This is a genomic window from Microcoleus sp. B6-A1, assembly GCF_036705085.1.
Taxonomy (GTDB): domain Bacteria; phylum Cyanobacteriota; class Cyanobacteriia; order Cyanobacteriales; family Microcoleaceae; genus Microcoleus.
On sequence record NZ_JAUBTU010000012.1, the window covers coordinates 82,643 to 89,519 of the forward strand.

Consider the following 6,877-nt stretch of genomic DNA (forward strand, 5'->3'; position numbering starts at 1 on the left):
ATTTTAGATTTTAGATTTTAGATTGGGGTTGGCGGGGCAAGATCCTTGAAATGAATGGGTTTGCGACCCAGGGATGAGAACCAAAGCCTGCCCGTTTCACACCCTACCCATAGTGACATCCTCCCACACCAAATCAAAGATTATGGTATGGGCTTCCCAACATCACTGTTGGAAGATTTCCTAGTTCTTCCCTTGCGGGTTTTCGCCTCTGACGCCGACTGACTTTCATCAATCCCCGGCAGACCGACTGCATAGGCATTTTCTATTCCGCAAAGTCCTTGCGTACTAATGAGTTCTAAACCACGCAACCTAATAACTTCAGATGCTGCGTGATCTCTATCGGTTTGATATCCGCACTCACCACATTTATGAACTCGTTCGGAAAGCTCTTTTTTACCCGTATGTGTGTTGCACTTAGGGCAAGTTTGAGACGTTCCATCTGGATTGACGCGACAAAAATAGATTTGATGCTTCTTGGCGACCCACTCCAACAGATTGAGAAATTGACCAAAAGCAGCATCCAAGGTATGTTTTCTCAACATCCCCCGGGACATCGCTTTCAAGTTCAAGTCCTCAACAAAGACCATCCCAATACCTTCCTTGGTACATAAATGGTTAGCCAGTTTGAATTGCCAATCCTTCCGAACTCTAGCGATGTGGTTGTGGAATCTGGCAACCTTGATTCGAGCTTTCTCACGGTTCTTAGAACCCTTTTTCGTTCTGGCATACTTACGTTGCAGCAATTCCAGCTTGCGGTACAAAGATGTCAAGAATCGGGGTCTAGCAATAAACTCTTTATCCGAGGTTGTCAAAAACTTGGCCAGTCCCAAATCGATACCCAGCGCATCTCCATGCGGTTGAGCGTCAGGTATCGACATATCAGACTCAATTGTCACTACAACGAACCACCTATCAGCTTTCCTCAAAACCCGTGCTTGCTTAACCACAAACCCCTCTGGGATAGGTCGATGCAAGTTGATAGGCATCTTCCCAACTTTGGGCAAGCTTATCTGCCATCCCGTAATAGGATTGGTTTTGAATTGAGGAAACAGCATGGACTTGATTTGTCCAAATTTCTTGAAGCGAGGAAAGCCAAACCCCCGCGACTGAAAATAATTCCAAGCATCATGCAATCTACGAATAGTAGTTTGCAGAACTTGAGAAGGGGCTTCGCCCAACAACGAGAACGTTTTCTTCGCTTTGGGAAGTTCGTTCTGTTGAACGTAATAGGTAGGGAATGGCTTGTCGGCTGGAACGATGTATTCTCTCTCCAGCGAACAATAATCTAAACTACATTTACGCGAATTGACCCAATCTTTGATTTCTCGCAAGGCGTAGTTATAAACCTTGCGAGAAATTTCCAACCAATGAAGCATCGTTTCTTCTTGGCTGGCGTCGGGATAAATTCGGTAGCAGTAGTTCATGATCAGAGTCATGCAATCAAGTCTAACACAGAATTGCAAATCTATAAATCTATACCTGCTACCGATTTTACGCCTGATTGACCGGATAAAATCGGTGTGGGGGTGTCCATGTATCCCAACACCACATCAAAGATTATGGTGTGGGACTTATTGCTCCCCCAGACCCCCTTGAATAGTTAAACAGCAAATTTATGCCGTTACCCCTTCCCAAATCAGATTTGTTCTGCTAAGATAGTTGAGCTGTGGCTAAATGAATGAATTTAGCCCTGGAGAGGTGGCCGAGCGGTTGAAGGCGCACGCCTGGAAAGTGTGTTTAGGGCAACTTAACGAGGGTTCGAATCCCTCCCTCTCCGTTAAACAAGCTGTTCAGGCAAAAAAAACAGCTTGCAACAAAAATCTCTGATATGAGATAAATACTTTGATTATTAGCGAGATCCCTTGAATTCTTTTAGAAAAATCAAGGGATCTCGCTTTTCTAGGGTCAGATGCCTCTGGCATGGGCATCGGGCATCGGGCATGGGTAATAGTTAGTGGTTACTGGTTAGTAGTTTTTCTAATCACAAATAACCAATCCCCTATTCCCAATGCCCAATTTCCAAATTAAATGAACAAGCTAGGTGAGATTTTAAAATAATCGCCTAGTGCCTTAGCTTGTGCCTTGCTAATCGCTCTTTTCCCATTGACAACCTCAGACACCACACCGCTCGATCCAATGATACCTACCAAGTCCGCTTGACGGGTGCCGCTGGATTCCATGATGTGTTGCAAAATCTCATGAGGCTCCGATTCGATCGGATAATTTTCTGTCTCATAAACTTCAATGAGCGTTACTAACAACTTGTATAAAACTCTCTCCTCTGGAGTGAGGTTTTTAGCGAAGGTTAGCCGTTCTGCCACTGCCAGGAAGCGATTGTATTCCTCTTCGGTTTCGATCGCCTTGGGAGCAATTTCTGCAAGCAAGTTGCTATAAGTTGCTCGATCAAAAGTAAGTATCATTTTTCCATTTGTCTTTGTCGTATTCAGCATGGGTTAGGAAATATTTGTAGAAAATAGTTTGAGCCTCGTAGCTGATGCCGACAATCAGGCGATACTTGTTGCCTTTGATATTAAAGACGGTGAAGTTTCCTACTGCTTCGGCATCCCGGAACTCCTTGCGAACCTCCTCCAAATTCTGCCATTTTGCATTCTTGAATTTTTTATGCAAGGTATCAATTTCAGTTTTGACATCGGGATACTGGGCCGCATCATTACGGAGGTTGGAGATCGAGATTAGGTGCATGGGTTTTTGGTTGGTGTCTTTTTTTGTTTGGCATCGATTGCTTTGATCCTTGACTACTATGCTTATCCTCTCATTTTGAGAGGAAATTGTCAAGCCCGATCGAGTAAAAATTCTTTAACCCACTCCAAGTGGGTTTTGTCTGTCTAGGCGCGGTTGGAAACCGCAGGCTTTGTCTTTAATCCCACTCTTCCTCCCCCGACTTGATCCTCATCGTGTAAAAAAGCTTCTAGCAGCGTGGTTCGGGCGAGATCCTCGCAAATCAGAGTCAGCGTTTTAGCAGAGGCTCTACGCACGACAGGGTTGGGGTGATGTGCTAGAGCTTCCAGCAAAAAAAAGTTGCAGGTTTGCCAATTGAGCCGAGAGTTTCTGCTAAACTCAGCCTCACCATTCCCTGCGAATCTCCCATACATTCGACCATCTTTTTGAGCAGTTCGCTGTCGTTGGGATTCAAATTTTCGACGGCCATTTGCTCCCTCACCGTTTGCAGCAAAGCGTCGCTTTCTGCTGGCTCAATTGCTGTTTGAATATCAGTCAGGGAATTTTAGATTTTAAATTTTAGATTTTAGATTGAGGTAATTTATATCGAACTTAGCCTCAGCGAGATTTGCCCCTCTGAACGAAGTACCCTCAGCATTTCCAATCTCTCGAACAATAGCCGATAAAGACACAAACGCAAACCAAAGATACAGCAGCGACAGCAAACCGAAACACATACCCCAAAACAGTTTATGAGTGCTCAGAAAAGCGCTCGCCGTTGCACTGAACAAAAAAGCCGCCGCGTAAGTCGCCACACTTCCAGCCGATGCGATCGCCACCTGTGCAAATTGGCTACGAATCCGGGAATTCAGCAAAAACATTAACACCCCACCGATCGACATTCCAGCAAGAGCAGCCTGGGAATTATTATTAGTTGCAGTGCCAGCATAGAAAAATCCCAACAAAGCTCCTGATAGAATAGCAGAAATTGTTCGTGCCAATCTACCCGCTGAGGTTTGTGGCTGTTTGCTGGCGATCGCCGAAGCGAAACCAGCAGCGCTCAAAACCCCGTACAGCAACAGAACAAAAGGCCAACTGCCAGAGCCCGGTACTTGTCCTTGAGTTCCCAAAATCAGTCGAGTCAGAACATCGCCCACAACCAAACAAATCGCGATCGCCCCTGCAGTCAAAACAGCTATCTGTCGCCGAGAAAGCCCGATTTTCGCACCGAGAAAATTCGCACCCGCTAACTGAGCATTTCTAAAATTGCAGCCTCGAACATCCGCACCGCTGAAATCAGCACCGTTAAGAACTTGTCCTTGGAACGATCGATTTCGTAAAATTTGATTGCTAAAATTATTGGAATCCGAATACTTCATATTAGTATAGGATGCTGGAAAATATATAAATCTGTCAGTGTTTCCGTCCCCAATCTCCAATCTAAAATGGTATGACTTATCGGCCCACGATCAAACAAATTTGGCATATTCTCGGTGTGGGAATATTGCTCGCACCAATACTACTCTACAATATTCCCTACTTTTTGCGTCCCCAACAAACAAACGAAGCCCGATCGCTCTTTCAGGGAATAGCCTACCGCAGGGAATTTCGGACTAATCCGCGTCCCACCCTAATTCACATTGTTAGCATCGACCTAAAAGCGCCGGGAATAGGAATTTTTGTCACTCCCGGAAACCCAACACCCGATTTAACAGAAACCAATGCCCGCACGGCTACTGAATTCCTGAAAGAATTTAAATTGCAATTAGCAGTCAACGGCAATTTTTTTTATCCCTGCATCGAGGAAGCACCTTGGGATTACTATCCCCGCAGTGGCGATCGAGTAAATAATGTCGGACACGCCATTGCCAAAAGTCAAGCTTATTCTCAACCAAATCCAGACTTTCCCGCCCTTTGTTTTGATGCCAAAAACCGCGCTCAAATAATCGAAAATGGCACTTGCCCTGCGGGAACAGCCTATGCAGTTGCCGGAGATACTTTGCTGGTTAAAAATGGCAAACCCGTAGCACAAAGCCAGAAAGAACGCACACAGGATAAACCCTATCCCCGTGCCGTCGTGGCGATCGACAAAACAGGCGACAAGTTGTGGTTAATTCTGGTAGACGGCAAGCAGAGGCTTTACAGTGAAGGGCTGAAATTGAGCGAAATAACTGATATTTCGATGCAGTTGGGAGCCGAGACAGTGCTAAATTTAGATGGCGGCGGATCGGTAACTTTTGCAGTAGCATCGCCGTCAGGAGCGAAACTGTTGAATGCTCCGATTCAGAATAAAATCCCCATGCAGCAACGTCCAATTCCTAATCATTTAGGATTTTATGCGCGGGATAATTAGGGTTTTAAATTGCGCTTTTTTCTCTGAAGATTGGGATCAAAAATGATTGATTTTATTCTGCACTGCGCCCAAGCCGCTGGTTGTATAAAATTGGCTGTTAAAACATATTTAAAAAAATAAATGATGGCTCCGCATACTCAAATAAATAGGGTACTGATTGCCTTAATTACTAATACAAAAGCTCGCTTAAATACCCACAAAAATTCTGATTCAGCAGTGAAGTTTTTTTAAATCTGCCCCAAATCCGGGAATAATTGCTAAAATTGTAAAGAAACGTAATAAAAATTTATAATTGGCTTATGAAAATTAACGAAATCCAAGCAGCGCTGCAAAGTTCGGATTCTCAAGAGAGGCTGCGGGGGGTAACGGCTCTGAGAAAGTGCGATTCTGCGGTGGCGCTGCCGATGTTGCTGAGCAAAGTGGACGATCGCGAGTTTATGGTGCGATCGTTCGTGGCGATGGGATTGCGGCAGATTCAAACTGCGGAAGCTTTTGCGGCGCTGTTAAAAATGATGCAGTTCGATCGCGATCCGAACGTGCGCGCCGAAGCCGCTAACTCTTTGTCAAGGTTCGGAACCGAGGCAATTTCTCATTTAGTGGAAGCTTTTCGCCGCGATGACAATTGGCTCGTCCGCCGCAGCATTATGGCTCCGCTGTACGAAATGCAGTGTCCTGATGCAGTATTTGAAATTTGTGCGATCGGTCTTGGCGGCGAAGATGTACCAGTTCAGGAAGCAGCAATTGACGGATTTGGTGTGCTGGCAAATACCCAGAAGCAAGAAGAGGCATTGCAGCAATTATTACCTCTAGTAAGTTCAGATTACTGGGGCATTCGGCTGCGAGTTGCTCGCGCGCTGAGCAAATTTGACAATCCTCAAGCTCGCGCTGCTGTGAGCTATTTGGCCAAAGATCGAGATCATCGGGTTGCAGGTGCGACTTTGGAAGCTTCCCTTTAAAACCAGGGCTTACAAGCTCAACTGTGCTATCGGCCGTATCGTGGCGAAAAAAACCGGGCGAGGGAATGTTTAAGCGGTTTTACGGCGAGGAATGGATCGAAGAGTATATTCACGGATTTTTGTTAAATTGGGAACAGAAGCTGGCACAATTGGTAAGTAACAAGAATTAATTTTAATAGAAGCTTCAGCCACTACACTTATTAGTGTAGGTTGGCATGAGGAAAATGCCAATGGTCAAAAAAAATCGCAATGTAGTTAGTTCCAATTCAGAAAGTAAAGTCAAAGTCGGACTTTCGCTGACTTCTTCTAGTGCCGATCGATTAAACGTGATCGCTCGCAAGCTCGGAATATCAAGGTCGGAACTCCTAGAACGCTTGGCACAAGGCGCTCTGGATATTTCTAAGGACAAGACGGAAGTTACTGTCACTTGGAAAAAAGGTGAAGAAACGGAGGTAGAGGCAGCCCACTTGCAAGGGGAAACAGCCGAAGAAAGCGAGTTTAATGACGCTGTAACGGCAGAAACTCTATCGGACTCGGTGAGTGTAAAGGCTAATCCGCTGCAAGAAAGTTACGAAAGTTTACAGCAGCAGTTGAGTGAACGCGAAAGTTCGATCGCTTCTTTGCAGCAGCAATTAGCTACCGAAAAGCAAAATCTCGAAAGCCAATTAGCCGAAACAGTAGCGAAGTCGAGTTACGAAAGTTTACAGCAGCAGTTGAGTGAACGCGAAAGTTCGATCGCTTCTTTGCAGCAGCAATTCGCTACTGAAAAGCAAAATCTCGAAAGCCAATTAGCCGAAACAGTAGCGAAGTCAAGTTACGAAAGTTTACAGCAGCAGTTGAGTGAACGCGAAAGTTCGATCGCTTCTTTGCAGCAGCAATTCGCTACTGA

General features: G+C 45.3%; 8 protein-coding genes and 1 tRNA gene. 4 read left to right on the forward strand and 5 right to left on the reverse strand.

Annotation, left to right across the window (positions count from 1 at the left end; all coding sequences use genetic code 11):
• Positions 1–140 precede the first annotated feature (140 nt).
• Positions 141–1,424, reverse strand: a complete 1,284-nt coding sequence (locus QUB11_RS06630) for a transposase (RefSeq protein WP_333390090.1) — start codon at positions 1,422–1,424, stop codon at positions 141–143.
• 268 nt (positions 1,425–1,692) lie between these two features.
• Between QUB11_RS06630 and QUB11_RS06635 the strand changes: the two genes are divergently transcribed.
• Positions 1,693–1,777, forward strand: a tRNA-Ser gene (locus QUB11_RS06635).
• A gap of 247 nt (positions 1,778–2,024) precedes the next feature.
• On the opposite strand, the gene QUB11_RS06640 is transcribed toward QUB11_RS06635, so the two are convergent.
• From QUB11_RS06640 to QUB11_RS06655, 4 genes are all read right to left on the reverse strand, one after another.
• Positions 2,025–2,420 carry a transcriptional regulator gene (locus tag QUB11_RS06640; RefSeq protein WP_333104604.1) on the reverse strand — a complete coding sequence of 132 codons (396 nt, stop codon included), beginning with the start codon at positions 2,418–2,420 and terminating at the stop codon, positions 2,025–2,027.
• Positions 2,404–2,703 (reverse strand): type II toxin-antitoxin system HigB family toxin, encoded by a 300-nt coding sequence (locus QUB11_RS06645; protein WP_333201733.1) that lies wholly within the window; start codon positions 2,701–2,703, stop codon positions 2,404–2,406. Before QUB11_RS06645 ends, QUB11_RS06640 begins: the two co-directional genes overlap by 17 nt.
• A 313-nt stretch (positions 2,704–3,016) precedes the next feature.
• The gene (locus tag QUB11_RS06650; RefSeq protein WP_333201737.1) at positions 3,017–3,169 is read right to left on the reverse strand and encodes a hypothetical protein; all 153 of its coding nucleotides are present in this window, start codon (positions 3,167–3,169) and stop codon (positions 3,017–3,019) included.
• An 82-nt stretch (positions 3,170–3,251) separates the two neighbouring features.
• A complete protein-coding gene (locus QUB11_RS06655; RefSeq protein WP_333201739.1) occupies positions 3,252–4,058 on the reverse strand; it encodes a pentapeptide repeat-containing protein in 807 nt (268 codons plus the stop codon).
• A gap of 71 nt (positions 4,059–4,129) precedes the next feature.
• Between QUB11_RS06655 and QUB11_RS06660 the strand changes: the two genes are divergently transcribed.
• The 3 genes from QUB11_RS06660 to QUB11_RS06670 form a co-directional block, all read left to right on the forward strand.
• Positions 4,130–5,032 (forward strand): phosphodiester glycosidase family protein, encoded by a 903-nt coding sequence (locus tag QUB11_RS06660; RefSeq protein WP_333201741.1) that lies wholly within the window; start codon positions 4,130–4,132, stop codon positions 5,030–5,032.
• 299 nt (positions 5,033–5,331) lie between these two features.
• Entirely contained in the window at positions 5,332–5,988 is a 657-nt protein-coding gene (locus QUB11_RS06665) for a HEAT repeat domain-containing protein (protein WP_333201743.1), read from the forward strand.
• A gap of 230 nt (positions 5,989–6,218) precedes the next feature.
• Positions 6,219–6,877 (forward strand): ribbon-helix-helix protein, CopG family (locus QUB11_RS06670; RefSeq protein WP_333256543.1); only part of this gene is annotated, 659 nt, incomplete at its 3' end.

Coding starts and splice junctions, on each gene's coding strand:
- QUB11_RS06630 (WP_333390090.1), bottom strand. CDS start 1,424: ATGAACTACTGCTACCGAATTTATCCCGACGCCAGCCAAGAAGAAACG.
- QUB11_RS06640 (WP_333104604.1), bottom strand. CDS start 2,420: ATGATACTTACTTTTGATCGAGCAACTTATAGCAACTTGCTTGCAGAA.
- QUB11_RS06645 (WP_333201733.1), bottom strand. CDS start 2,703: ATGCACCTAATCTCGATCTCCAACCTCCGTAATGATGCGGCCCAGTAT.
- QUB11_RS06650 (WP_333201737.1), bottom strand. CDS start 3,169: ATGGCCGTCGAAAATTTGAATCCCAACGACAGCGAACTGCTCAAAAAG.
- QUB11_RS06655 (WP_333201739.1), bottom strand. CDS start 4,058: ATGAAGTATTCGGATTCCAATAATTTTAGCAATCAAATTTTACGAAAT.
- QUB11_RS06660 (WP_333201741.1), top strand. CDS start 4,130: ATGACTTATCGGCCCACGATCAAACAAATTTGGCATATTCTCGGTGTG.
- QUB11_RS06665 (WP_333201743.1), top strand. CDS start 5,332: ATGAAAATTAACGAAATCCAAGCAGCGCTGCAAAGTTCGGATTCTCAA.